The 23,958-nt window shown below is 64.6% G+C and carries 26 protein-coding genes; 9 read left to right on the forward strand and 17 right to left on the reverse strand.

The window, feature by feature from the left end; translation table 11 throughout:
- Positions 1-112: 112 nt before the first annotated feature.
- The 3 genes from HLH45_RS10875 to HLH45_RS10885 form a co-directional block, all read right to left on the reverse strand.
- Positions 113-1,780: a phosphoethanolamine transferase gene (locus HLH45_RS10875; protein ID WP_008577029.1), complete on the reverse strand. Its 1,668-nt coding sequence runs from the start codon at positions 1,778-1,780 to the stop codon at positions 113-115.
- A complete protein-coding gene (locus tag HLH45_RS10880; protein WP_014089620.1) occupies positions 1,777-2,541 on the reverse strand; it encodes a phosphatase PAP2 family protein in 765 nt (254 codons plus the stop codon). The genes HLH45_RS10875 and HLH45_RS10880 overlap by 4 nt, the downstream gene beginning before the upstream one ends.
- Positions 2,542-2,640: 99 nt before the next feature.
- Positions 2,641-4,371: an ArnT family glycosyltransferase gene (locus tag HLH45_RS10885; RefSeq protein ID WP_008577025.1), complete on the reverse strand. Its 1,731-nt coding sequence runs from the start codon at positions 4,369-4,371 to the stop codon at positions 2,641-2,643.
- Positions 4,372-4,587: 216 nt separating this feature from the next.
- On the opposite strand from HLH45_RS10885, the gene HLH45_RS10890 reads away from it, so the two are divergent.
- Both HLH45_RS10890 and HLH45_RS10895 read left to right on the forward strand, forming a co-directional pair.
- On the forward strand, positions 4,588-5,304 hold the full coding sequence (locus HLH45_RS10890) for a response regulator transcription factor (RefSeq protein WP_003484375.1): 717 nt from the start codon (positions 4,588-4,590) through the stop codon (positions 5,302-5,304).
- Positions 5,270-6,586 carry a sensor histidine kinase gene (locus HLH45_RS10895; protein WP_033479235.1) on the forward strand — a complete coding sequence of 439 codons (1,317 nt, stop codon included), beginning with the start codon at positions 5,270-5,272 and terminating at the stop codon, positions 6,584-6,586. The genes HLH45_RS10890 and HLH45_RS10895 overlap by 35 nt, the downstream gene beginning before the upstream one ends.
- 170 nt (positions 6,587-6,756) lie before the next feature.
- Here HLH45_RS10895 and HLH45_RS10900 read toward each other — a convergent pair whose 3' ends face one another.
- The 5 genes from HLH45_RS10900 to HLH45_RS10920 form a co-directional block, all read right to left on the reverse strand.
- On the reverse strand, positions 6,757-7,248 hold the full coding sequence (locus tag HLH45_RS10900) for a hypothetical protein (protein ID WP_014089622.1): 492 nt from the start codon (positions 7,246-7,248) through the stop codon (positions 6,757-6,759).
- A gap of 68 nt (positions 7,249-7,316) precedes the next feature.
- Positions 7,317-7,574 carry a cell division topological specificity factor MinE gene (gene minE, locus HLH45_RS10905; protein ID WP_003484370.1) on the reverse strand — a complete coding sequence of 86 codons (258 nt, stop codon included), beginning with the start codon at positions 7,572-7,574 and terminating at the stop codon, positions 7,317-7,319.
- 2 nt (positions 7,575-7,576) lie between these two features.
- On the reverse strand, positions 7,577-8,386 hold the full coding sequence (minD, locus tag HLH45_RS10910) for a septum site-determining protein MinD (RefSeq protein ID WP_005930297.1): 810 nt from the start codon (positions 8,384-8,386) through the stop codon (positions 7,577-7,579).
- A gap of 35 nt (positions 8,387-8,421) precedes the next feature.
- Entirely contained in the window at positions 8,422-9,168 is a 747-nt protein-coding gene (minC, locus tag HLH45_RS10915) for a septum site-determining protein MinC (RefSeq protein WP_011346732.1), read from the reverse strand.
- Positions 9,169-9,171: 3 nt separating this feature from the next.
- Positions 9,172-9,771, reverse strand: a complete 600-nt coding sequence (locus HLH45_RS10920) for a GNAT family N-acetyltransferase (RefSeq protein WP_008574695.1) — start codon at positions 9,769-9,771, stop codon at positions 9,172-9,174.
- 236 nt (positions 9,772-10,007) lie between these two features.
- Here HLH45_RS10920 and HLH45_RS10925 point away from each other — a divergent pair, with 236 nt between their 5' ends.
- The 5 genes from HLH45_RS10925 to HLH45_RS10945 all read left to right on the forward strand — a co-directional run bounded on the left by HLH45_RS10925 (position 10,008) and on the right by HLH45_RS10945 (position 14,523).
- Positions 10,008-11,204, forward strand: a complete 1,197-nt coding sequence (locus HLH45_RS10925; protein ID WP_008574698.1) for a sensor histidine kinase — start codon at positions 10,008-10,010, stop codon at positions 11,202-11,204.
- Complete coding sequence (locus HLH45_RS10930) at positions 11,204-11,845, forward strand: response regulator (RefSeq protein ID WP_008574699.1); 642 nt, start codon at positions 11,204-11,206, stop codon at positions 11,843-11,845. The genes HLH45_RS10925 and HLH45_RS10930 overlap by 1 nt, the downstream gene beginning before the upstream one ends.
- Before the next feature lie 350 nt (positions 11,846-12,195).
- Complete coding sequence (locus HLH45_RS10935) at positions 12,196-13,377, forward strand: polyketide cyclase (protein ID WP_008574701.1); 1,182 nt, start codon at positions 12,196-12,198, stop codon at positions 13,375-13,377.
- Between the two features lie 82 nt (positions 13,378-13,459).
- Complete coding sequence (locus HLH45_RS10940; RefSeq protein ID WP_008574702.1) at positions 13,460-13,846, forward strand: DUF423 domain-containing protein; 387 nt, start codon at positions 13,460-13,462, stop codon at positions 13,844-13,846.
- Between the two features lie 2 nt (positions 13,847-13,848).
- Entirely contained in the window at positions 13,849-14,523 is a 675-nt protein-coding gene (locus HLH45_RS10945; RefSeq protein WP_008574704.1) for a DNA-3-methyladenine glycosylase family protein, read from the forward strand.
- Between the two features lie 75 nt (positions 14,524-14,598).
- Here HLH45_RS10945 and HLH45_RS10950 read toward each other — a convergent pair whose 3' ends face one another.
- From HLH45_RS10950 to HLH45_RS10965, 4 genes are all read right to left on the reverse strand, one after another.
- Positions 14,599-15,396, reverse strand: coding sequence for a M15 family metallopeptidase (locus HLH45_RS10950; protein ID WP_008574705.1), 798 nt, complete (start codon positions 15,394-15,396; stop codon positions 14,599-14,601).
- A 126-nt stretch (positions 15,397-15,522) separates the two neighbouring features.
- Complete coding sequence (locus tag HLH45_RS10955; RefSeq protein ID WP_008574708.1) at positions 15,523-15,705, reverse strand: type II toxin-antitoxin system antitoxin; 183 nt, start codon at positions 15,703-15,705, stop codon at positions 15,523-15,525.
- A complete protein-coding gene (locus HLH45_RS10960; RefSeq protein ID WP_008574709.1) occupies positions 15,702-15,986 on the reverse strand; it encodes a hypothetical protein in 285 nt (94 codons plus the stop codon). Before HLH45_RS10960 ends, HLH45_RS10955 begins: the two co-directional genes overlap by 4 nt.
- Before the next feature lie 156 nt (positions 15,987-16,142).
- Positions 16,143-17,012 (reverse strand): SPFH domain-containing protein, encoded by an 870-nt coding sequence (locus HLH45_RS10965; protein ID WP_008574711.1) that lies wholly within the window; start codon positions 17,010-17,012, stop codon positions 16,143-16,145.
- A gap of 124 nt (positions 17,013-17,136) precedes the next feature.
- On the opposite strand from HLH45_RS10965, the gene purT reads away from it, so the two are divergent.
- Positions 17,137-18,339, forward strand: a complete 1,203-nt coding sequence (gene purT / locus HLH45_RS10970; protein WP_008574712.1) for a formate-dependent phosphoribosylglycinamide formyltransferase — start codon at positions 17,137-17,139, stop codon at positions 18,337-18,339.
- Positions 18,340-18,469: 130 nt separating this feature from the next.
- Here the strand turns inward: purT and HLH45_RS21780 are convergent, their stop codons facing one another.
- From HLH45_RS21780 to HLH45_RS10990, 4 genes are all read right to left on the reverse strand, one after another.
- Positions 18,470-19,522, reverse strand: coding sequence for an XVIPCD domain-containing protein (locus tag HLH45_RS21780; RefSeq protein ID WP_011346739.1), 1,053 nt, complete (start codon positions 19,520-19,522; stop codon positions 18,470-18,472).
- 28 nt (positions 19,523-19,550) lie between these two features.
- Positions 19,551-20,165 (reverse strand): hypothetical protein, encoded by a 615-nt coding sequence (locus tag HLH45_RS10980; RefSeq protein ID WP_011346740.1) that lies wholly within the window; start codon positions 20,163-20,165, stop codon positions 19,551-19,553.
- 255 nt (positions 20,166-20,420) lie between these two features.
- On the reverse strand, positions 20,421-21,752 hold the full coding sequence (locus HLH45_RS10985; RefSeq protein ID WP_033478887.1) for an endonuclease/exonuclease/phosphatase family protein: 1,332 nt from the start codon (positions 21,750-21,752) through the stop codon (positions 20,421-20,423).
- Positions 21,706-22,620, reverse strand: coding sequence for an arginyltransferase (locus HLH45_RS10990; protein ID WP_008574719.1), 915 nt, complete (start codon positions 22,618-22,620; stop codon positions 21,706-21,708). The genes HLH45_RS10985 and HLH45_RS10990 overlap by 47 nt, the downstream gene beginning before the upstream one ends.
- 40 nt (positions 22,621-22,660) lie before the next feature.
- On the opposite strand from HLH45_RS10990, the gene HLH45_RS10995 reads away from it, so the two are divergent.
- Positions 22,661-23,251 carry an EF-hand domain-containing protein gene (locus HLH45_RS10995; protein WP_033478888.1) on the forward strand — a complete coding sequence of 197 codons (591 nt, stop codon included), beginning with the start codon at positions 22,661-22,663 and terminating at the stop codon, positions 23,249-23,251.
- 167 nt (positions 23,252-23,418) lie between these two features.
- Here HLH45_RS10995 and HLH45_RS11000 read toward each other — a convergent pair whose 3' ends face one another.
- Positions 23,419-23,904 (reverse strand): hypothetical protein, encoded by a 486-nt coding sequence (locus tag HLH45_RS11000; RefSeq protein WP_008574722.1) that lies wholly within the window; start codon positions 23,902-23,904, stop codon positions 23,419-23,421.
- Positions 23,905-23,958 lie beyond the last annotated feature (54 nt).

Here is a 23,958-nt window from a genome sequence, read left to right on the forward strand (position 1 = left end):
GTGGTCCTTGCAGTGAAGTCCGGCGAAGGCTAGAGCGCGCCGGGGTTCAGGGCAAGGGGCAACGCACGCCACGCATGCGATGTGCGGCGCGGGCAGATGCAGGCGTTGGCGATCAGCGCAGCGTGGTGCCGGTGCACTTGGCGAACAGGTCGCGCTCGGGCGCATAGACGCTGGTCTTGACCTGCATCAACCCAAGCACGGACGGGAACAACGCATCCTGATCGGTATATTGCCCTGCACGGTGGCGCAGGCAGGCTTCATCCAGGCCGCGATCGCGCGCGAACTCCGGCGAGAACCACATCACCATCGGCACATGGGTCTGCTCCTTGGGCGCGATGGCATACGGAACGCCATGCAGGTACAGGCCTTTTTCGCCAAGCGATTCGCCGTGATCGGAGAGATAGATCATCGCCGTGTCGTAGTCCGGCAGGCCACGCAGCGCGTGGATGGCCTGATTGAGGAAATGGTCGGTGTACAGGATCGAATTATCGTAGGCGTTGACGATGTCCTGGCGGCCGCAGCTGCCCAGATCCGCGGTCTTGCACACCGGCTTGAAGCGTTCGAACTGCGCCGGGTACCGTTCGAAGTAGCTCGGGCCATGGCTGCCCAGTTGGTGCAGCACCACCACGCGGTCGCCAGGCTTTGCGCGCACCTGCGCAGCCAGGTCGCTCAACAGGATCTCGTCCATGCAGCGGCCATCGGCGCACAGGCCCGGTGTGGTGGCATCGTCCAGCTTCTGGATCTCCAACCCGTCGCACACGCCCTTGCAGCCGGACTGATTGTCGCGCCACAGCGTCGAAATGCCGGCATGTTCCAGCACATGCAGGAACGACTGATGGCCACGAATCATGTCTTCGTTGTAGTCGCGACGCCCGTAGGGCGAGAACATGCAGGGCACCGAGACCTCGGTGCTGGTCCCGCACGAATGCATGTCGGGGAAGTTGATCACCCCTGCCTGTGCCAGCTCCGGCGTGGTCTGTCTGGCATAGCCGTTGAGTCCCCAGTTCTGCGCGCGTGCGGTTTCCCCCAGCACCACCAGCAACAAGCGCGGGCGGCTGCCCGGCGCGCGCGGCGTGGCCATGGCGTCGTGTTCGATCGGCTGTTTGGGAGCACGCTTGATCTGCGATTCGGATTTGAGGTTTTGCCGCAATGCCACGATGTAATTGATCGGCGTGGCCAAATAACGCACTTCGCGGTGATTGCGCATCAGTGCGGAAATATCCTGCGACGAGAGCATGGCGCCAGCAGCGCCCACCACCGCCACCACCAGCAGGAAGCCCGATCGCACCAGCACCGCCTTGCCCGCACTGCGTGCGCGCAAACGTGTGCGCCACAGTAATGCGGTCGGAATCAGGAAGTAGCACACCAGCGGCAGGATCAGGCCCGGCGTGAGCAACTCGCGCGATTCCTTGTGATCGGTATGCAGCACGTTGCGCAGCATGTCCGCATCCAGATAGACGTTGTAGCTGTCCATGTAGTGCGCGGCCAGCGCGGTGGTGAACAGCAAGAGCGTCAGCAGCGGCTTTGCATTCCAGCGCCAAACCAGGATGCCCAGGAGCAGCGCATGCACGGCCACCAACAGCGCCATCAACGAGATCGCGAACCCGATGCTGCCCGGATGCGTGGCCATGGCCGTGCGCCAGAACAACTGATTGCACACCAACGCAAAAAACAGGCTCGACAGCAGCACCAACGCTTCGGTCGACACCGTCGGCCGCGTACTCCACGTCAGCGCGCGCAGGCCACCACGCCTGCGCGGTTCCGGCAACCAGGTACTCATGCTGCATCCCCCGAGAGCAACACCAATCCAAGCGCGCGACGCGGCCGTTGCAGCATCACGCAGTACAGCGCCAGTGCGCTCACCCAGCACACCGCCAGCGACCACAGGTCGTGCGAGAGAAAATGCGCGCCACGCAATTGTTGCGCAACACCGAAAATGAGACCTGCTGCCAAGCCTATGAACAAACCTGCAAACCGCCATGCAGGACGGAGCGCCAGCGCACAAAAATACAGTGCCACCCACGCATAACCGGCACTGGCATGGCCGGCAGGAAAACACCCGGACGCGGCGATGCCGTGGCGCGATTCGAATAGCCCGATCATCGCTTGCGTACCGCCATAGCGGCTCAGATCCCATGGGCAATCCATCGCCGTCCACGACTTGAGTAGCGACACCAGCGAGGTCGACAGCGCGACGGAGGCGGCCAGGTAGGTCAGCGGCCAGCGCAACACCTTCAGGCGCGGCCTGCACCACGCAACGATGGCCAGCACCAGCACGCCGACTCCGGCCGCCGTGCTCAACCATTTACCCACGCGGTGGATCACGCCGCTGGTGAACCAGTGGTCCTTGAGTAGCCAGTGCCCGCCTTCCAACCGATACAGCGCATCGGCGATCCATTGGTCGCCACCGGCGCCCATCAGCAGCGCGCTCGCCAACAGGACGCAGGCCAGGGGCAGCCACAGATGGCGCACGAAGAAGTGCGTCTCCACGCCGCTGGCGGTATGCGCCACGGTCGGCGCACGGATGGGAAGCGTTGTCATCGAGATGGCGGCCTGTGTCAATGCCCGACATCTTCGAAACCCGGATGTCGGAAAGCGGTCGGACCGGGGTTGCCCGGCCGTTAACCCGACACCAAGCGTTCAGTCTGCATCGCCTTCGCCACCGGTCTGTTCGGCGTCGGACGCAGCGGCGATGCAACCGGCATGCCACGCCGTGCCCGGCAGCAACTGCCATTGATTGCGATTGGACTCGCCGATATCGATGCGTTGCGCCGGATCGATGCACGCCGGCACCGCCTGCTTGAGCACGAACAGCCAGCGAGTGTGCGGCGCTTGCGCAAGCCACGGGCCGGCCTTGGCCCATTGGTCCTGCCAGCTCGCCTTGAAGCCGAAATCGGTCACCGGGCGATCGGCCTGCAGCAGGTTCTGCTCGCGCCAGGCCAGCATGCCCAGCTGCGCGTCCGGGCCGATGCGCTGGCCCACGCGCTGCATCAGACATGAGGACGAACTATAAGGATCCAGCGCCGGCATCAACCCCAGGCCGAACACCGTCCACAGCGCGGCGGTCATCACCACCAACGCGGTGCCCGCGCGTTTACCGCGCGACCATGCACTCGCCGCCAGGCCGACCACGCCCAGGCCGATCAACCAGAAACCCACCGGCTGCAGCGAGGCAAGCTCCATGCCGCGCTTGACTGCGGTGTTCTCGGCCCAGTGCAGATGCAACGCAATGCCGCCGCCCAGCGCCAGGCCGGCGACGGCAAGCAGCAGCACATACCCGGTCAGCAGCGCCCGCACGCCGCGCTGACGCAACAACCCGGCCAGCAACGGCGCCGCGGCAATGCACAGTGCCGGCAGCATCGGGAAGATATAGACCTCGCGCTTGCCCGGGCTGGCGCTGAAGAACAGCAGCACCAGCACGCTCCAGGCCAGCAGCAGCACATAGCGCGGGTCGCCGCGGCGCAGTCGCCGCCACCAGGCCGGCAGCAGCCACGGCAACAACAGGCAGCCGGGCAGCCACAAGGTGGCGATCACCTGCAGGTAGTACCAGAACGGTTTGACGTGATGCCAGGCGTGCGCGTAGCGCGTGCCGGTCTGCTTGAACAACAGCTCGTGCGCATAGGCATGCAGCTGCGGGTCGTCGCTGTGCCACAGCGCGATGCCCAGCGGCCCCAGCCACACCGCCGTACCGGCCACGAACGCCGGCAGCACCAGTGCCCAGCTGCGTCCTGCCAGCGCGCGCGCCGGCAATACGCGCCAATGCGTACGCCGCAGCGCCATCCACGGCAGCAAAACCAGCAGCGGCAGAAAACCGACGCCCTTGGTCACCGTGCCGACGCCGGCAGCAAACAGGCCCAGCGTCCAGGCGCGCCAGTCCGGCCCGCGCAGCAGGTGCCGCAGCAGTCCCCACAACGACAGTGTGGTCAGCGCCACCAGCACCATATCGATCTGCGCACGCTTGGCCATCAGGCCGAACTGCAGCACCGTGAACAAGGCCAGCACCGCGTGGGCCGCCACGCGCCGCGTCCAGAGCCGGCGCGCGATATCCCAGGTCAGCCACAACGTGGCCAGCGCGGCCAGCAGCGACGGCAGCAGGAAGGCCACCGGCCAGTGCGGTACCAGTTCGTAGGTGGCCGCCTGCAGCCACATGAAGACCGGCGGTTTTTCTGCATACAACTCGCTGCCACGGTGCGGCAGCAGCCACTGGCCGGTCTCGACCATGGTGCGCGCGGCCAGCACGAAGCGCGGCTCGTCCGGCGGATTGGGTTGGCGCATGCCCAGCCCGGCCAGCAAGCTGACGACGATCAACAGCAGCGCGGCCAGCAGTGCGCGCTGGCGGGATGAGGCAGCGATGGCAGGCGACACGCGCACGTCCTGAGTAAATGCGGGCAGACACTATCTGGCAAGTGGGTCGGAAATTTGTCGGAGCCGAGCCTGCGTGATCGCGCATCGCAGCGCAGGCATCGCCATGCGCGGGTGCCGAAGCGCAACCGGTTGGACGGCCGTACCGGCGATAGCGGTCGCGTTTGGCCGGCCTCGGTTAGGATGCGCACACTGTGCCTGCCGGGCCGTCCTGGAACCCCGCTCATGCGGCTGCTGGTCATTGAAGACAACCGCAACATGGTTGCCAACCTGTTCGACTATTTCGAAGCGCGCGGGCATACCCTGGACGCCGCGCCCGATGGCGTCACCGGCCTGCATCTGGCGACCACCCAGCATTACGACGCATTGATCCTGGACTGGATGATGCCGCGCATGGATGGACCGGAAGTGCTGCGTCGGCTGCGCGAGCAGCACCAGTCCGAATTGCCGGTGATCATGCTCACCGCACGCGACGAACTGCCGGACAAGATCGCCGGCTTCCGCGCCGGCGCCGACGACTACCTGACCAAACCCTTCGCACTGCCCGAGCTGGAGGTGCGCATCGAAGCGTTGCTGGCGCGTGCGCACGGCCGTCGCCGCGGCAAACTGCTGCAAGTGGCCGACCTGCGCCTGGACCTGGCCACGCTGGAAGCGACGCGCGCCGGCCAGGTGCTGCATCTGTATCCGGCCTGCCGCAAGTTGCTGGAGGTGCTCATGCAGGCCAGCCCGGCCGCGGTGACGCGGCAACGCCTGGAGCAATCGTTGTGGGGCGACGATCCGCCCGATGGCGACATGCTGCGCTCGCATATCTATGAGTTGCGTCGCAGCGTGGACGGCCCGTTCGCGCAAAAACTGATCCATACCTTGCCGCGGCTCGGCTACCGGCTGGCGCAGCTGGATGCGGCTGATGCACCTGGCGCTGGCGACTGCAGCGATGTCTAAACAGCGCCCGTTGGGTCGCCGCGTGCTGGCGTGGTTGTTCGGCTACACGCTGCTGATGACCCTGGCGGTGTTCGGCACCGCGCAGTACCTGCACGAACGCGCCGAACACGGCGTGTGGCGCTCGCTGCTCAATTCCGAACTGGACAGCATCCTCGAGCGCAGCGTGCAGAATCCGGAGTATCACTGGCAGGACTCGGACACCTTGCGGCTGTACCGCGTCGACGACGTCGCGCGCACGCCGCCGGTCTTGCGCACCCTGCATCCCGGCCTGCACGACGGTCTGGAGATCGCCGGCCGCCAGAGTGCCGTGATGGTGCGCGACACCGCGCATGCCGGCCGCCTGGCCCTGGTGCTGGACATCACCGATTTCGAAGCGCTGGAAAAATTCCTGACCCGCTGGATGCTGGCCGCTGGCATCGCGCTGATCGGCATCACCTTGCTGATGGGCACGTATGCGATGGCCCGGCTGGTGCGCCCTTTGGTGGAACTTGCGCGCGACATCGGGGCGTTGCGTCCAGGGCAGCGTGCGCAGCAGATTGCGGTCGGGCCACAGGGCAGCGCCGAACTGTACGTAATTGCCGATGCGCTCAACGATTATCTGGAACGCAATAGCCAGTTCGTCGACCGAGAGCGGGCCTTCATCGACAGCGCCAGCCACGAATTGCGCACGCCCATCGCGGTGATCGGCAATGCGGTGGAGCTGGCGCTGGAGCAACCCGGCACGCCGCCGGCGGTACGCCACCAGCTGCAGCGCATTGCCCAGACCAGCGCCTCGGTCGAGCAGTTGATCACCTTGCTGCTGGTGCTGGCCAAGGACCCCGGCCGGCTGGTGCGCAGCAGCGATGCGTTGCGGCTGGATCAGTTGCTGCCGGACATCGTGGCCGACCACACGCACCTGTGCGCCGACAAGGATCTGCAACTGGTCGTGGACCCGTTGCCGCCGTGCAGCCTGGTCGCCCCGGTCGCCATCGTGCAGACGGCCATCGGCAACCTGCTGCGCAACGCCATCGAAAACAGCGACCGCGGCATCATTCGCATCTCGCTGTCGGCGCCCGGCGTGGTCCGCATTGCCGACCCCGGCCATGGCATGACGCCCGAAGAGATCAGCGCCATCTACACGCGCCTGGCGCGCGGCAACGCACGCCAGGGGAGTGGCATCGGGCTGGAGCTGATCGGACGGTTGTGCGAGCACCTGGGCTGGCATCTGCAGCTGGATTCCAATGCAGGGCAGGGCACGGTGGCCACGCTGGATCTCTCCGGCGCCACGGCAACGGGATCCTGAGGCCGATCATTCGACCGACTGCGCTCAGGCCAGACGGTGCGTCCGCTATTGGGTACTGCAGGTGCCACACGTTCGCCGCGGCTGCTGCGAACGCCGCACTGCCCTGATGCCCGTCGCTGCTGACCACTGCTCGCTGCGGTTGGGCAGCCACTTGAACGCGCCGCGCAAGCTCAGGCAGGCAACAGGCCGCGTGCGTCCAGCCAGCTGCGCGCGTTCTCCGCGTCCTGCTCGAACCAGGCACGGGTGGAGCCCAGCCGATACGTATAGCCCCAGCTGTCCATGTCCGCCATCAGGCGCGCGCTGCCCACGCCGGGCAGTTGCTCGGCCAGCAGGATCTGCAGGTAACAGGTGGCGTCTTCTTCCTCCACCGAATCGGTGGCGTCGGTATGCACGGCGGCGCGTTTTTCCGCAGGCAGCACGATCAGATGTCCGGCTTCGTGCAGGAGCGAATGCACCGGGGTGTCGTCGCGCACGTACACATCGCAGCCGATGATGCCGGCCTCCGGTTCGCCCCAGAAACTGCCTGGAATCGCTGCACCACTGTCCACGCGATGCAGGCGCAAGCCATAGCGCGCGAGCAGGGCGGCAGGTGCGTCCAGGCCGATATCGGCCACGCACAGGACATCGGCAGCGGTGGGTGTGGCAGTGGGGGCGGTGGTCACGCGCAATGGCTCGCGGTCGGGTCACATGCAACAACGGCACCGTGCGAACGCGGTGCCGTTGTCGGCGCTTACTTGTCGCCGTCTTCCGGAAGGGCGACCGAGATGTCCAGCACGTCGTGTTCGCCGTCCTTGACCAGATCCACGCGCACCGCATCGGCATCGATGTTGACGTACTTCTTGATCACTTCCAGCAGTTCGCGCTGCATCAGCGGCAGGTAATCCGGCCCGCCGCGGTGGTTGCGCTCCTGCGCAATGATGATCTGCAGGCGGTTCTTGGCCGTCTCGGCGGTGTTCTTCTTGCTCTTGAGAAAATCGAGCAGGCCCATGCTTACCCTCCGAACAGCTTGCTGAAGAAGCCTTTCTTCTCCACGGATGTGAATCGCATCGGGCGCTCCTCGCCCATGATGCGGGCGACTGCGTCGTCATACGCCTGGCCGGCCGGGGACTCGGCATCCAGGATCACCGGCTCGCCCTTGTTGGAGGCGTTGAGCACGTCGCCGGATTCGGGAATCACGCCGATCGCCTTCAGGCCCAGCACTTCTTCCACGTCGGTGATGCTGAGCATCTCGCCGCCTTCCACGCGGCCCGGGCTGTAGCGGGTCAGCAGCAGGAACGCCGGCACGGCCTTGCCTTCTTCGGCCTTGCGGGTCTTGGAATCGAGCAGGCCGATGATGCGGTCCGAGTCGCGCACCGAAGAGACTTCCGGATTGACCACCACCACCGCGCGGTCGGCGAAATACATCGCCAGGAACGCGCCTTTTTCGATGCCGGCCGGCGAATCGCAGACGATGTAGTCGAAGCCGTCGGCGGCCAGGTCCTTGAGCACCTTTTCCACGCCTTCCTGGGTCAGCGCGTCCTTGTCGCGGGTCTGCGAGGCGGCCAGGACGTACAGGTTCTCGAACCGCTTGTCCTTGATCAGCGACTGCTTGAGCGTGGCTTCGCCGTGCACGACATTGACGAAGTCGTACACCACGCGCCGCTCGCAGCCCATGATCAGGTCCAGGTTGCGCAAGCCGACGTCGAAGTCGATGACCGCCACCTTCTTGCCGCGTTTGGCCAGCCCGCAAGCCAGGCTTGCGCTGGTGGTGGTCTTGCCGACGCCGCCCTTGCCGGAGGTGACTACGATGATTTCAGCCAAAGGATTTCTCCGAATATTTCTGTGGTTGGGCCGCGTCAATCAAGCGCAGCGATCTTGATCTGATCCTGCTCCAGCCAGACCTGGACGGCCTTGCCACGCAGGTCCATGGGAACATCGTCCAGCACCTTGTAGTGGCCAGCGATGGCAACCAGTTCGGCGTGGAAGTCGCGACAGAAGATGCGCGCGTCGGGATTGCCCTGCGCGCCGGCCAGAGCGCGGCCACGCAGGGTACCGTAGATATGGATGCTTCCGTCGGCGATGACCTCGGCCCCGGCACCGACCGTACTGAGTACGGTCAGGTCGCAGTTCTCCGCGTACAGCTGCTGACCCGAACGCACCGCGGTGCGCTGCATCCGGCCCGGCGCCGGTCGCGCGGCCGGCGGTGCCGGCTCGGCACGTGCGGGCGGCGGCGGTGGCGGTGGCGGACTGACCGCGGTCGGCTCGTACTGCGCGCGAAATTTGGCCAGCAGCGGCACGCCCAACTGCTGGGACAGCAGGTCGATCTCGCTGGTGCCGTAGGCCAGCGCCACCGGCAGCACGCCGGCATCGCGCAGGCCGTCCAGCAGCGCCTTGGCCGTAGCCAGGTCCGGCACCTGCGACAGCCCGCCGAAATCCAGGATCACCGCCGCACGGCCGAACAACTTGGGCGCGCGGCTCACGCGCTCGCGCATTTCCTGCACCAGCCGCGGCACATCCAGCGTCCGCACACGCAGGTTGGCGATGCCCACCTGGCCGATCTTCAGTTCGCCGGCCTGTTCAAAATCCACATTCACACTTGCCACAACTCAGCTCCCCGTCGATGGGCTAGCGGTGGTGGCGGCATGACGCGGCCGGCCCACCCACGGCAAGTGGTCGGGCAACTTGCCGCCATAGGTCTCCTTGACCCACCGATAGCTGCACATGTCTTTCATCAGCATGCTGGCGCGCACTTCCACATCGGGCATGGTGTTCTGGCCAACCTCGCGGAAGCCGAAGCTGCCATGGAACAGCAAGGCCGCATCTGCGCCATGGTCCAGGAACACCTCGCACGCCAGCTGCGGGTAACGCAGCTCGGTATAGCTCTGCACATCGGCATAGAACGCCCGCCCGACGCCACCGCCGCGGCGGCGGCTGGCGACCACGATGCGGTCGATATAGAAGAATTCCGGGTGACGGTCCCGGAACCAGGCGAAATTGCTGCTGTCGTGCGCACTGCCGCTTCCGAAACCGACCAGAAACCCGGCCAGGTTGCCGTCGCGCTCGGCGACGCGGAAATACTCGGCCTGCTCGTAGAAACGTTGCAGCCTGGTTGAATCCAGCGGCAGGATCGCCAGTCCGGCATTGTTGTTCAGGGCCAGGACGGAATCGAGCTCGTGCTCGCGCACGTCGCGGATGACGATCGACATTGGGACTCCGTGGGGTAACGCGTCGACCCGAAATCGGATCTGCGTCGGATTATTACATGCGGGGCCTGAAGCGGCGACCCAGCGCATGCGATCGGCCGGCGCGCGGCAGGTGCCGGCGTGCAACGGCGCGTCAGCACAGGCGCTGCGCGGGCCCGACATCCGCCACCCGTGCACCTGCCGGCATGCATGACTTCCGGCAAGAGGGCAGCGCGGTCGCTTACGCCTAAGATGCGGGCATGTTGGGATACCTCAGTCACACGCGCGTCCTGCGCTTTGCCGGCCTGTTCACCTGGGCGATGATCGTCATGCCCTTGGTGTACACCTACTGGCCGCCGGCCGAAGAAGGCGACCACCGCAGCGTGGCCGAGGCGGTGATGATGTCGGCATTCTTCATCGGCTTCGGCGCCAGCTACTTCTGGTTGACCCGCGGCTTGAACAGCGGCGGCCACGCGCACTGGTACGACCGGTTGATCCTGTTGCTGCTCACCATCTGCGCGCTGGCGGTGAGCTATCTGAGCGGAACCGGGCTCGGCAGCATCCTGATGATGGTGGCGGCCGGGGTGATCCCGTGGCTGCTGCCGCTACGCGTGGGCGTGCTATGGCTGGTGCTGAGCCAGCTGGCGGTGCTGCCGGTGTTCTACTACCTGCGCCCGGACTTCACCCTGTTCGCGGCGCTGATGCAGTCGCTGTTGTACGGCGGCTTTTCGATGTTCATCTTCGTCACCAGCCTGGTGGCCCGCCAGCAGACCGATGCGCGCGAAGAGCAGCGCCGGCTCAACGCCGAACTGCGCGCCACCCGCGCGTTGCTGGCCGAGAGTGCGCGCATCAACGAGCGCACCCGCATCTCGCGCGAGCTGCACGACCTGCTCGGCCACCACCTCACCGCGCTCAGCCTCAACCTGGAAGTGGCCGGCCACATCACCGAGGGCCAGGCCCAGGAGCACGTGCGCCAGGCGCACACGCTGGCCAAATTGTTGCTCACCGATGTGCGCGAGGCGGTCAGCCATCTGCGCGACAGCGGCGCGATCGACCTGGAAGCGGCGCTGCGCCCGCTGGTCACCCAGGTGCCGTCGCTGGATATCCACCTGGACATCGCCCAGCCGCTGACCCTGGACGACCCCGAGCGCGCCCACGTGCTGCTGCGCTGTACCCAGGAAATCATCACCAATGCGGTGCGCCATGCCGGCGCGCGCAACCTGTGGATCCAGGTGCGCCGCGATGCCGATACGGTGCTGATCGACGCCCGCGACGACGGCCACGGCGCCGATGCGGTCGCGCCCGGCAACGGGCTGCGCGGCATGCGTGAGCGGCTGAACCAGTATGGTGGGAAGCTCGAAATTCAAACCCGGCGGGGTGAGGGCTTTGGCCTGCGCATCGCTGTTCCAGGCGCGCCGGCACTGATGCCTGCGGCCGTGACCCAAGGAGTGTTGTGATGATCCGTGTGTGCCTGGTCGACGATCAAACCCTGGTGCGCCAGGGGATCCGCTCGCTGTTGGCGCTGGACGACGGCATCGAGGTGGTGGCCGAGGCCTCCGACGGCAAGCAGGCAGTGGAGCAGATTCCGCAGATCCAGCCGGACGTGGTGCTGATGGACATGCGCATGCCGGTGATGTCCGGGCTGGAAGCGCTGCAGATGCTCTCGCGCAACGGCACCCTGCCGCCGACGATCATCCTGACCACCTTCGACGACGACCAATTGGTGCTGGCCGGGCTCAAGGCCGGCGCCAAGGGCTATCTGCTCAAGGACGTCTCGCTGGAACAACTGGTTGGCGCCATCCGCACCGTCGCCGAAGGCGGCTCGCTGGTGCAGCCGGCGGTGACCCAGCGCCTGCTGTCGGGTCTGGAGCACATGCGTAACGAGTTCGTCAGCCTGGACCGCCCCGATCCGCTCACCGACCGCGAAACCGAGATCCTGCGGCTGATGGCGAGTGGGTTTTCCAACAAGGAAATCGCCAACTCGCTGGGTGTGGCCGAAGGCACCATCAAGAATCACGTCTCCAACATCCTCTCCAAGCTCGGCGTACGCGACCGCACCCGCGCGGTGCTGAAAGCATTCGAACTGCAGCTGGTGTGAGCTCGGCCCTGCGCCGGCGAGCTCGACGCCAAGCCGGCCTGCAGCAGGCACCGGACTCGCATTCAGGACGCTGCGGCGCCGGTCGGACTGCGAAACGGGCGGGCCGGTGCCGCCTGGCCACTGCAACATCACACGCACGCAGCACGTGATGTGCATGATAGCGGCGCGCAATCGCCCAAACCCTTGTGCAGGTTGGGATTGCGCATCCCCCACGCGCTGCGTTGCGCGGTGAATGACACCGCAAGACCGCGCTACCCGTCGCACAACTGAACATCTTTCTCGAAGCCTGCTAGGATGGTGGCTTCGCTTCACTCAACCCGGCCGTGGGATCGGCCCCGGAGACCTCCTGAATGACCCGTATTATCGAGTTCCTGATCGCCTTGGGGATCGTGGCTGGCTTGTTTGTCGTGGTGGGCTTGGTGTTGCCCTCGGAGCGGCAGATGTCCGAGAGTGTTGAGACCAACCGCAGGATGACGATTGTTTACGACACCGTGAACAGCTTCCGTCGTTTCAAGGATTGGAACCCGCTTGTGCTGCGTGACCCGAAGATCCAGCTGAAGCTGGCCGGCCCGGAAGAGGGCAAGGGTGCACGCGTCGAATACAGCTCCACCGAGGGCTATATCGGCAACGGCAGCTGGGAGATCACCAACAGCGTCAAGAACGAGCGTGTTGAGATCGCAATCGAAGATCCCACCAAGGGCTACGACAAGGTCACCAATTTCACCCTGGTGCCGACCGGCAAGAACAACAAGAACGTCAAGATCACCCAGGATTACAGCGTCAAGTACGGCTGGAACCTGTTTGGTCGCTATGCCGGCCTGTACGTCAGCCGCCACGTGGGCGACGACCTGAAGCTGGGTCTGTCGCGTCTGGCGACTGCGCTGGCCACCGTGCCGAACTTCGACTACCGCGCCGAGCTTGACGGCAAGCCGGTGTTGAGCGACCTCAAGATCGTCGATGTGCCGGCCGAGGACCTGTTGGTCGTCACCGCGGGCAACATCGATCGTGACAACGAGACGATCAAGAAGTCGATCAAGGACAACCAGGAGTGGATCAAGCGCGTGATGGATTCCAACGGCCTTGAGGCGGTTGGTCCGGTGCGCATCGTGACCACCGACTTCGCTTCGGACAAGTACGCCTTCGACGTGGTGCAGCCGGTGCGCAAGCGCGCTGGTGGTGCTCCGAAGGCCGACGCCAAGGCCGACGCCGCCAAGGCCGATGCCAAGAAGGACGACGCGGCTGCCGCGGCACCCGCCGATGCAACCCCGGTGGCTGCAACGGGCGACGAGTTGAAGCTCAATATTCCGTCCGAAGCACCGGTGAAGTACCAGCGGGTTCCGGCGCACCGTTCGGCCTTTGCGACCTACGCAGGCCACATGGCCGGTCTGGACGCAGTGCGTAACTCGCTGCGCGCCTGGGCTGCCACCAGCGGCATGGACGTGACCGATCGTCCGTACGAAGCGTGGAAGGGTGGCGTGGACAAGTCGTTCACCCAGGACGGCACCTACGACGTCTACTGGGCCATCAAGTAATCGTCTCACCACGATGAGCTGATCCAGACGAAAACGCGCCGCAGTCTTGCGGCGCGTTTTTTTTTTGCGCTGCGGCGCTGCCATGGAAGTTGCCTGCATGTCTTTGCTTGATCGTCGCAAGAAGCACCCCTCGCTGCTGGCGTTCTGCGGCGGCCTGCTGGCGGCCACTGCCGTCGGTCTATCGGCCTATGCCTCGCACGGCGTTGCCGATGCGGTGGTGCAGTCGCGGCTGCAGTTGGCGTCGTTGTACGCATTCGGCCACGGCGCGGTCCTCACCGTGCTGGGCGCCACCGAAACGCGCGCGCTGGGCAGGGTGGGCTTGTACCTGCTGTTGCTCGGCACGTTGCTGTTTGCCGGCAGCCTGGTCGGGGGCGCGTTGCTGCAGTGGCCGACCACCCTGGCGCCGGTCGGCGGAGTGGGCCTGATGCTGGGCTGGGTGGTGCTGGCCATTGGTGCGCTGAGGCGCTGAGCATGCCGCGCCATGCCCGCGGATTCGATGTGGAGGCTGCGTTCGCGCATGTGTCCCGGCGCTATCGCGCGCTGGGTGCGTGGATGAAGCGCATCGGCCCGATCGCCCCGCAACCGGGCTGGCACAAACCCTTCGACCCGGTCGATGCGCTGGCACGCGCCATCCTGTTCCAGCAACTCAGCGGCAAGGCGGCGTCGACCATCGTGGCGCGGGTGGAAGTGGCGATCGGTGCGCAGCGGCTGCATGCGGACACCCTCGGTCGTATCGACGATGCAGCGCTGCGTGCCTGCGGCGTTTCCGGCAACAAGGCGCTGGCGTTGCGCGATCTGGCACGGCGCGAACGCGAAGGCGAGATTCCCTCGCTGCGCAGGCTCGCTTTCATGGACGAGGACGCCATCGTGCAGGCGCTGGTGCCGGTGCGCGGCATCGGCCGCTGGACGGTGGAAATGATGCTGATGTTCCGCTTGGGTCGCCCGGATCTGCTGCCCATCGACGACCTGGGCGTGCGCAAAGGGGCGCAGCGCGTGGACAAGCAGGAGCAGATGCCCACCCCCAGGGAACTGGCCGCACGCGGAGAACGCTGGGGCCCGTACCGCACCTATGCCGCGTTCTATCTGTGGAAGATTGCCGACTTCAGTGTGGCGACCAAGGTGCCGACACCGCGTTCGCAGGAGTAGGGCGAACGCATGCGGGGCAGACGCGACGGGCCGTCCTGTCCAGCGGCGCTGCGTGGCGCATGACGTTCGACCGGCTCATCCCGCCGACCAACGCCAATGCCACGGTTCGTAGACGATGCCATGCGGGTTGTCGCGTGGATAACTCAGGCGGTAGCCGAATGCGTGTGCGTTGCTGCACAACCAGGCGAATGCGGGCGTGGCTTCGAAGGACTCTTCGGCCGGCGGCTCGCCCGGTGTGCCCAGATCCAGTGCGTCGCCGCTGTGATGTTCGCTGAAACCCGGCGCTGCGTTGACCGTCAGGACCTGCTCCAGGGTGAGCCCGCGCGCGAACTTGCGCTCGAAGATGCCCAGTTGGTAGTCGTGGCTGCGGTAGCCGGAAATCGCATCGATCACGATGTCTGCGCGCAGCGCAGCCGCACGCATCTGTCGCCATGCGCGTGCAGCGCCGGCACTGAGCCACAGCGGGCGGCCGAAGCGATCGCGTCCGGCAAACTGCAGTGCGGCCGGTTCGGCAATCAACTGCAGGCCGGTCCGTTGCACATAGTCGTCGGCGGCGAGCCCCAGCTGGCTCAGCCGGCGCTGCAATCCGTCGATCGCCAGCGTGTCGTCGCGTACCTGGCCGATGCGGCCGGTTGCGGTCTGCAGACGGTCCAATGCTTCGTCCAGGCCATGCTCGCGTGCCAGCCGCGGGATCAGCGGCATCAGACCCTGCGGAAGATGTGCAGCCAGATAGCGCCCATCGCGTTTGCGCCGCAGTAGCCAGTCGGCCTGTGCCAGCACACGCGCATCCGCATTGCCGCGCGCGCGCAGCAGATCGGCCGGCCACAGCTCGATCGCGCTGGTATTGAGGAGTACACGTTGAAGATGATGCATCTACGCAGCTTAGCGGTTGCCTGGTGAGCGCTGCCAGTCCGGCCAGGCGCTGTGACCCGCACCGACCCAGATGGGCGAACCGCTACACCGGTGCGCAGTCGCGTCTGGATGATCGACGGCGCGTGATCAATTTTCGGATTGTTCTTTTTCGCCCTGCGGTTTCGGTAGCCGGCCAGCCTTGCGTAACGCATCGCGCAGCACGTATTCGATCTGCGCATTGAGGCTGCGCAATTCGTCGTCGGCCCAGCGCTGCACGGCGGCCAACACATCGGCGTTGATACGCAGCGGGTAGGCTTTTTTTTCGCTCATTTGCCGTCTCTGCGGCCGCCGTGACGGCGCAGGTGCATCACCATCGACACGATCAACGCGTTGACGCCGATGAGCATGCCGATCACCACGGCATAGATGCCGGCGCGATTGTCGCCGGCCCAGTACAGGCATGCGGCGCCGACCAGGATCACCAGGCTGATCAATGCCCAGCGCAGGCCCAGCCCGCGTGCGCGGTCGTCATCGTCGGCGCCGATGGACGCGGCGATGGCCAGCGCGGGCAAGCCGGAAAGCGCAACCACCAGGGGCACCATGATATTCATCAGATCGATCTCGGAGTGGCTGACGCAACGGAAGCGAGCGCTCGCCAGGTGGCGTGGAGGGCGCGCCCACAAGCGCAGTGTACGAGTGGCGCATGCCGATGCCGAACCGCGGCTGCGCCCGGGCGGCAGTGAGCGCAGGTGTTTTATCGGCAGCCCTCAATACAGCGAGCCGGCGTTGACCACCGGTTGGGTCCCGCGATCGGAACACAACACGGTAAGCAGGTTGCTGACCATATGCGCCTTGCGCTCTTCGTCCAGCTGCACCACGCCATTCTTGTGCAGCTCCGACAGCGCCATTTCGACCATCCCCACTGCGCCGGCGACGATGCGCGAGCGTGCGGCAATCACCGCATTGGCCTGCTGGCGCTGCAGCATGGCCTGGGCGATTTCCGGCGCGTAGGCGAGGTGGCTGATGCGCGCCTCGATCACGTCCACGCCGGCCTGGGTCAGGCGCTCGTCCAGATGCCGCTTGAGTTGCTCGCTGATTTCGGCCGGATGGCTGCGCAGCGAGATCTGGCCGTCTTCGTGCTGGTCGTACGGATAGCTGGTCGCCATCGCACGCAGCGCCGCTTCGGACTGGATATGCACGAAGCTTTCGTAGTCGTCGACGTTGTAGACCGCTTCGGAGGCATCCAGCACCTGCCATACGATCACCGCAGCGATTTCGATCGGACTGCCATCCAGCTCGTTGACCTTGAGTCGCCCGCTTTCGAAATTGCGTACGCGCTGGCTGACGCGACGCTTGGCGTAGAACGGCACATTCCAGCGCAGGCCGGCGTCCTTGACGGTGCCGACGTACTTGCCGAACAGGCTCAGTACCGCGGCCTGGTTGGGCTCCAGCGTGTACAGCCCGGCCAGCATGAAAATGCACGCCGCCGCGACCAGTACCGCGGCGATGAACGCGCTCAGCGTGACGCTGTTGTCGGCCATCATCGTCAATACAACCCAAGACGTACCGACAAGGCCGGCGCCTGCGACGAGAACGACGGGAATGCCGGGTAACGAACCGATCGGCTTCTCTTTCATGAGCGCGAGTCCTTGTGGAATGGTAAAAAGATATCAATGTGATATCAGTTAAACAATAGCCGTTCGTCGGCGTGGCAGTGGGCAACCGTTAGAATGGCGGCCCCTCTCGCTCTGGACCGCGCTCATGACCACTTTCGGCACGCCGTTATCGCCTTCCGCCACCCGCGTGTTGTTGCTGGGCTCGGGCGAACTGGGCAAGGAAGTGGCGATCGAGCTGCAGCGTTTCGGTGTGGAAGTGATCGCAGCCGACCGCTATGCCAATGCACCGGCGATGCAGGTGGCGCACCGCTCGCATGTGCTGGACATGCTCGACCCCGCAGCATTGCGCGCGCTGATCGCCAGCGAGCAGCCGCATCTGATCGTGCCGGAGATCGAAGCGATCCATACCGAAACCCTGGTGGCGCTGGAACGCGAGCAATGCCAGAAGGTCATCCCGACGGCGCGTGCCGCGCGCCTGACCATGGATCGCGAAGGCATTCGCCGCCTGGCAGCCGAAACGCTGGGCCTGCCGACCTCGCCGTATCGCTTTGTCGATACCGTCGAGGAATATCGCAATGCAATCGCCGCGGTGGGGGTGCCATGCGTGGTCAAGCCGGTGATGTCGTCCTCGGGCAAGGGCCAGAGCACCCTGCGTAGCGAAGCCGATATCGATGCGGCGTGGGCGTATGCGCAGACCGGTGGGCGTGCCGGTGCCGGTCGCTGCATCGTCGAAGGCTTCATCGATTTCGATTACGAAATTACCTTGCTTACCGTGCGGCATGCCGGTGGCACCTCGTACTGCGAGCCTATCGGGCACTGGCAGCAGGACGGCGACTACCGCGAAAGCTGGCAGCCGCAACCGATGTCGGCCGCTGCGTTGCGCCGCTCGCAGGAAATCGCCAAGGCCATCACCGACGAGCTCGGCGGCTGGGGCCTGTTTGGCGTGGAGTTGTTCGTCAAGGGCGACGAAGTGTGGTTCAGCGAAGTCTCGCCGCGCCCGCACGACACCGGTCTGGTCACGCTGGTCTCGCAGGACCTGAGCGAATTCGCGCTGCATGCCCGAGCCATTCTCGGCCTGCCGGTGGGCGCGCAGGACGGCGGCGTGATCCGTCAGGCCGGCCCCTCGGCATCGTGCGCGTTGCTGGCGCACGGCAATGGCGTGCCGGTGTTCGACAACGTGGCCGAGGCGCTGCGCGACCCGGACACCGCACTACGCCTGTTCGGCAAACCCCGGGTGGACGGCCATCGCCGCGTCGGCGTCACCCTGGCGCGCGCGGACAGCATCGATGCGGCGCGTGAGAAGGCGCGCGTCGCCGCTGCCGCGTTGACGATCCAGCTGCAGGCCTGAGTTTCCTGCCGACTCGCATTGGTGCAGTGACAAGGTTGCTGCACCGTAGACTATGGTTGCTGGCTCTGAGAAGTCAGTTAGTAGCCAACAGGTCGGGCGCAGGAGTGCACATCTGGCGACTCTCGTGCGGTCAGCTCATGGTCCGAGCTGCTGGTGCCTGCGTCTGCTCTTGTTGCAAGTTCCGATGCTGCTCTGCCTGCCCGCGTTCGGCTGCAGCCTTTGTCCATTCCTGACTGCTCTGCTCCAGCGGTGTATTGAGTGCGGCGACCGTATCGACATGGGCACGCAGCTGGTCGTGCGATCCGGCCGAGTAAGGATTGTTCTGCACTGCAAATGCGCGCGAGGCATCGTCGCTCAGCCTGACTTCGTCGATGCGGTCCATTCCCATCTTGCAGGACTGCACCGCCAGGCAGCCCGCAAGATTGGCGCTGCGCGCGTCCGTTTGTCGTCCGTGCTCGCGATCCAGTATCTGTATGTGATCCTTTGCCTGTGCAAACAGTTGGTAGCCGGGATGCGTGGGATCCTTTAACGATGGCGCGTGCCGCTCCTCGCTGAGAATGTGCTGCTGCAAAGACCTTTGCGATGGAAGCGGGTTACGGATTTCCCTGTTCAATGGACTGTCAGGAAATGGTGCCTCAATGCTCTCTACACCGTGGATATTGCGTAGCGGGCGGTAAGCATCTTTTCCAGGCCCTTCTAGCGGCAGAGGGATGCGAACGTCCGGAAGCAGTTGCCCGGCTCCTGGAATAAGTAAGCCATTTACATCAATGCTCTTGTTTCGATGGAGTCCGGCATGATTGAGGGCCGCCCAGGTGAAATCGACGCAATTGTTGCGTACGTCCCTGTATTGCGTGTCAAAACCAAATTTTTCTGGTTCTTCCCCAAATTTATGGAGTTTTTCATATTGTTCTTTGCTTATTTCGATGGTTCTTGAGTATGCTGGCCTGTGATATTCGCTTGCATCTGTGTCATAGATTTTTCCTGGGCCGTTCATTTGCCCATGAGTGATCGGGGCAAAGCCATAGCTGGCTGGCCTGCTTTTGCCATCGTCGAGTACGAAAAACATGTGCCCTGGGCCAGAGGTGGCTGGTTCACCATCCACCAATTGTTGCTTTCCCTTTGTATAAAGGGGCGTCCCGGGCGCGGCAATGACGACCGTTACTGTGTAATGCTGCCTGTCCATTAGATGCCCCATTCAAATTCATTTTTGATTATTTGGAGGAAGTCCATTCCCGTTGAACGGAAATTTGCGCAGACGGGTCTTTGAGTGCTGGATTTCCTGATTGAGATGAGACGTCGACGCGGTATCGGCCGTAGCTGTCTATTGGCAAATAGCAAACGGTCCAGTTGCTCGTATCTGAGGTGTGTGCGGCGACGTCAATGTATTTTTTTTCCTCGTTTCCGAACCGCCATTCAAAAAATTTACGTCTAGCTGGTTCTTTCTTGATGTACGCTTGAAACGCGTCTTCAGTGGGTAGTTTTTGGCATTGATCCCCGATCCATTTGCAGGCCTCGACATGGACCGCATATCGTGGCGGAGATTTCCCGTTATTTAAGAAAGTGACTGGATCGAGCTCGCCTTTGCGGTTCAAAGTCAATCCAACGATGTAGGATTGAGTGAGATTTACATTCTTCGGCGTTGCTTCGAATTCGAAGCGCACATGGGCATCGGTGGCATCCACCGGAAATGGCCGAATGAGGAGAAGGTCTTCTTTTTCAGAAGACGGTGGCTTGCTTGCGCTGCACGCGCTCGCAAGAAGCGCGAGCGCCAATGGCAGAAAAAAAGTACGCAGGAAACCGCGCGCGTCGTGGAAATGCAGTCTCATTCAACTTGCTCGCGATACCTGTCTGCGAGGGAGTGTAAGCCTGTCGATCGGATCGGGACCACCAGATTCAATGGGGGCGCCCTCGGAGCCTTGTCGATCACTGCCTCAGTTGCCTCCGAAAGTCGTCTGCTCTTCCGGCATGGCGTTAGGACTCGGGGCGCTGAATCTTCCCTTTCTAGCGTATGGCCTTACTGTTATAAGCAGCCGTCGACACCAGGCCCAGAGCGTGACATCTCGGAGCCTCGGTACGATTGCTTAGTTGCTAGCCACATCCACCCACACCGCATGGTGGTCGCTGCCATCGGCAATCGCCGCTTCTGGTGCGCTGCTGGCCGGCCAGAAAATGCCGCTGCCGATCAGGGTGAACTGGCGCGACGGCAGCACGTAGTCCAGGCGCATGGTGCCGGCCTGCGGGCCGAAGTCGCCGGTGACCTGGTGCGGGTCGCCGCTGTGGGCGATGCCCAGTGCGGCGTATTCGGCGGTTTTTTCCGGGCCGCCATCGCTGCGCGGGGTGGGGTAGTGAAGGACGCGCGGGTGGTCGATCAAGGCGCGGATCGCCGTATGCCGGCCGGCACCATCGACCGGGTCGTTGTTCAGATCGCCCAGGATGACGAAGCGCGCATCGCTATCCAGACCACCGCAGCCGCCCTTGTCGTCGCAGAGCCAGCGTTGGCTTTCGGGTGCGTTGTCCAGATACGCGCGCCACAGCTGCAGTTCGTCGTGGTTGCGCGCGGCGTTGCGTTTCTCGGCACCGTCGAACACCGGCGGGGTGGGGTGCGACACCAGCGCATGCACGACGCCCAGCGGCGTGCGCACCGGCACATCCCAATGCGATTTGGACGAAAGCCGCAGCTGTGCCCAGATGGCATCGCTGTAGTACGACGTCTTGCTGGCCGGATCGATCGGCCGCAGTGCGCCGGGTAGCGCGCTCCACTTCAGCAGCTGGAAGCTTCGCACCGCCTGCGCATCGATCGGGTAGCGCGACAACACCAGCATGCCGTACTGGCCAGGATGCAGCCCGTAGCCCCACGCGTCGTTGCCACGCGCGCGGCCTTCGCCGCCGGTGCTGCCGTTGTTGTCCAGATCCAGGCCGCTCGGCACGCCGGTGTTGACCGGTGCCAGATAGCGGTACGGATAACGCAACGCCTCGCCGCCGCCCGGCTGGGCGACCTGCAGGTAGCGTTGCTGGAACAGATCGGCAGCGCGGTGTTCCGGGTCGAAGTCGAATTCGTTGAGCAGCACCAGATCCGGGCGTACGCGCTGCAGGACCGCAGCGATCTTGCGCGCATGCGCGCTATCGCCCTGCAGCTCGCGAATCAGGCCGCCGGCCTCGTCCGAATATAGCGAGGTGTTGTAGGTGGCGATGCGCAGCTGTGCCGCGGCCGGCCGGGCGGCGAGGGTGTCGGTCTGCATCTTGGGCGAGGGCGCGGGGTGGGCGCAGGCCGCGCACAAGGCGGTCAGCGTCAGCAGCAGGAAAGGTTTGATCATTGCGAGATTCTCGCATGCGGGATGCGACACGCCGATGTCGCAATTCGGCGGTTCAGTCGACCGATGCGTGAGCAGGCAAGCCGCGCCAGTGGCGACCATCGTAGGCTTCCAGTGCACTGAAGCGGCGCTTGTAGTTCATCTTCGCGTGGCCATCGATCCAGTACCCCAGATACAGGTGCGCGCGTCGCTCGCGTTGCGCCCACTGGATCTGCTGCAGAATCGCGAACGTGCCCAGGCTGCGCGCTGCCGCCTCCGGCGCGTAGAAGGTGTAGACCGCCGACAACGCATGCTCGGTGACATCGGTCACTGCAACCGCCAGTAGCCGGCCGGGCAGGTGGGCGATGGCTGGTTCGCGGATCTCCAGAAAGCGCCCGTGCGACCAGCCGCCGATCAGGAACTGGTCGAACTCGGTGGCGCCATGTTCGTCCATGCCGCCGCCGGGATGCCGGTGCTTGAGGTAGCGGCGATAGAGCGCCAGTTGTTCGTCGGTGCGCTCGGCGGCCACCACGCGGACCATCAGATCCTGGTTGCGCGCCAGGCAACGGCGTTGGCTGCGATCCGGGTGGAACGCATCCACCGCGATGCGTACCGGCACACAGGCACGGCACCGTTCGCAGTGCGGCCGGTAGACCAGGTCGCCGGAGCGACGGAAGCCCCATGCCAGCGCTTGCGGATAGATCGCCCCCAGGCGCGGATCGTGCGGATCCAGCACCAGATCGCGCGCCTGCCGGTCGGACCAATAGCCACAGGCATGCTCGCCGGTCTGGAACAGGCGCAGGTCGTCGTGCGTGTCGGCATGGATGGCCATGGCCGAAGGATAGCGCCTGAGCGTCGCATCAGCGGCGACTGTCCGCCGGATGAATACGTCCGGCCTGGGCGTCAACGCACGCATCGATGGCTCGTTGATGGGGGTGTTGGTGGCAGCGCACGGATGATCCGCACGCACCACCCACGCGATGCGGCCCATGCAGGTGCCGCGTGTGGTTCCTATCTTTCAGGAGTGTCTCATGACGTCACGCAAACCCTTTCTCGCCCTGGCCGTGCTGGCCGCGCTGTCCGCTGGCACCGCATTCGCCGCCACTGTGCCGGCTCCCGGCGATGCGCCGCGGCCTGCCAAGCTCGACAAGAACGGCGATGGCGTGATCGACCGCAGCGAAGCGGCTGCCGATCCGACGCTGGCCGCGCAGTTCGATACGTTGGACACCAACAAGGACGGCAAGCTGTCGCGCGACGAGCGCCCGCACCATCGTGGCCCGGGGCGCGGCGGACGTGGCGAATGGATGGCCAAGCTCGATACCAACAAGGACGGCCGTATCAGCCGCGAAGAAGCCAAGGCCGACCCCAAGTTCGCTGCGCGCTTCGACCAGATGGATCTCAACAAGGACGGCTTCGTCGACCGTGCCGATCGTGAATTGCGCATGCAGCAGCATCGCGATGCGTGGTTCGCCAAGGCCGACACCGACAAGGACGGCAAGTTGAGCAAGGCCGAGTTCGATGCCGCGTCCAAGTGGCGTGGCGGGCACGGACCGGGTGGGATGGACAGGCACGGCGACGATGGCAAGCCGGCACCGGCGAGCGCACCTGCGGCCAACCGCTGAGGCATCGCCGAGTGCGGCGCTCGCTGCGTATCGGCGAGTGCCGCTCGGGTGAGCGGTGAGTTCACCCCGCGATTTGCAGTACGTAACAAGGCGCCGATCGACCGCGCCCTTCCGCCTGGCGGGAGGGCGCTTGCGTTTGGGGCAGACGCTGAGCGCGGCTACAACGCTCAGTCGTGCTTCCAGGACGTGGGAACCGGATTGGAGACGGTGTTCTTCTCCAGCGTGTAGGTGCCGTTCTGCTGCGCGATCGCTTCGCCGGTGTCGACGATGGCGTTCTGGATAAAGACATTCTGCTTGTCGCCGCGCACGAAGGTCAGCTGATGGAACGCGGTCTTGTTGCCCCAGTCTTCCGAGGGCAGGGAAATGAACCGGATGGTGTAGCTCTGGTCGTCGAACGTTCCCTGCAGGACATAAACGCCGTAATGGTTTTCGCCCTGGGAAATGATCTTGTACATGCCGTTGCTGAAATAATAGATTTCCGCATCGGGGAAGGGCTTCTTGTCGTAGAGCTTGCGGTAGTGAAGCACCTGCTTGAAGGTGGGTGCTCCGAAACTCACCGATAGCGTCTTGCCATCGGGGGACTTGGTGAGTCCGTCCGCATGCGCGCTCATGCTGACCATCATCAGCAGACTGGTGAACAGGCTTGCCTTCACTTCATGACTCCGTGGTCTGGTTGAATCCTGCCTGCTTATAGCAGCGCGGGCGCT

Origin of the sequence: Xanthomonas euvesicatoria (genome assembly GCF_013112235.1) — a bacterium.
Classification (GTDB): Bacteria; Pseudomonadota; Gammaproteobacteria; order Xanthomonadales; family Xanthomonadaceae; genus Xanthomonas; species Xanthomonas euvesicatoria.